This window comes from Aquirufa aurantiipilula, from assembly GCF_019923745.1.
GTDB classification, from domain to species: Bacteria; Bacteroidota; Bacteroidia; order Cytophagales; family Spirosomataceae; genus Aquirufa; species Aquirufa aurantiipilula.
The window spans coordinates 1-1,245 of record NZ_JAANOG010000029.1 but is presented as its reverse complement, the minus strand read 5'-3'; the positions used below and the strand labels follow the sequence as shown (position 1 = coordinate 1,245).

Here is a 1,245-nt window from a genome sequence, read left to right as displayed (position 1 = left end):
TATGTGGCTTTTCTAGATTATAAAGTGATACTGCGCGGTCAACTTCCTTGACTAGCATTTCGAAGTTATTGATTTTACGATGCCGTAAATAATTGTTTTTAATAATGCCATTGATGCGTTCTGCTTTCCCATTTTCCCAGGGATATTTGCACATGCTATTCTTGATCCCATATTTTTGAGTCACGCTTAAAAATTCTCTGGCATAATATTGACCTCCTCCATCGGAATGAAGTATTAAATCATCAAATCGCCTCTGTTTTCTAAGCTTGATGGCCATTTGTAAGGCTGGAATGGTCGTGTGAGTAGTCAATAGTCTTTTAGAGGTGTGATGACCCACTATATGACGTGTATAGGCATCTATGATAAAAGTAAGGTAATAATAGATTCCATTGACTTGATAATAACTAATGTCGCTCTGCCAATATTGGTCTATTCGACTCGGTTTTTGATGTATCAATAAATTCTCAAACCGAACTACTCCTTGACTATCTGTCGTCTTGATAAAGGAGTGTATTCTAGGCCTAGTTAAATGTTGTTGCTTACAAAATACCTCAAATAAATCCCTTCCCATCATCTGCTGATGATCGGGTTTTATCATATAATACAAGTAGCGAATAGCCATGGTGGGGTGTTTTACTCGAATTTCATCGACGACCTTTAATAAATGATGTTGAACTTTTTCCTGCTTGATTTGTCGATTTAACTGTTGATGTACAGCTTGCTTACTCATTCCAAGACTTCGATACAATTCATTTAAGCTGAAGTGATGTTTTTCTCGGGTGAGCCAGTAGTATCGCAGGGTTTGGAATCGAATTTTTTTTTAATATCAACCCCATATGCCTGTTCGGCTAGATCAATCATTTTATCCTTAAAGTCAAGCAAGATTTGCTTCTGACCTACGATACGCTCTAGTTCAGCCACTTTTTTCTTGAGTAATAACAACTCTTGTGTATCACTCTGTGTCTCTACTATAACTCGGGTCTTATTGGTTTTCATTGTACCGAATTTAGAAATCCATTTGTACACATTGGTCCCAGATACTTCATATTGCTTACAAATTTCTGAAACTCGAGTTCGACCTTGTTCTATTTCTCGAACTTTCTCCATTTTAAAACTGTCACTAAAATGACGAAGACGTCTTTGTGACACACTTTGAAGATACAACTTTTTGTTGGCCATAATTAATAGATTTTAAGTTTAAAATTTTACTTTTAAACGGTCAACCTATTTCAGGCATTGACAAAT

2 protein-coding genes are annotated in these 1,245 nt (G+C 36.1%); both read right to left on the bottom strand.

Annotated elements, in window-relative coordinates; translation table 11 throughout:
* The coding region (locus G9H60_RS13190) for a DDE-type integrase/transposase/recombinase (RefSeq protein ID WP_223144508.1) at positions 1-730 on the bottom strand (730 nt) is incomplete at its 3' end.
* Between the two features lie 23 nt (positions 731-753).
* Positions 754-1,179 carry a transposase gene (locus G9H60_RS13185; RefSeq protein ID WP_109322220.1) on the bottom strand — a complete coding sequence of 142 codons (426 nt, stop codon included), beginning with the start codon at positions 1,177-1,179 and terminating at the stop codon, positions 754-756.
* Positions 1,180-1,245 lie beyond the last annotated feature (66 nt).

What these genes read in the sequence shown, in the direction of transcription:
- G9H60_RS13185 (WP_109322220.1), bottom strand. Translation starts at nt 1,179, where the DNA reads ATGGCCAACAAAAAGTTGTATCTTCAAAGTGTGTCACAAAGACGTCTT.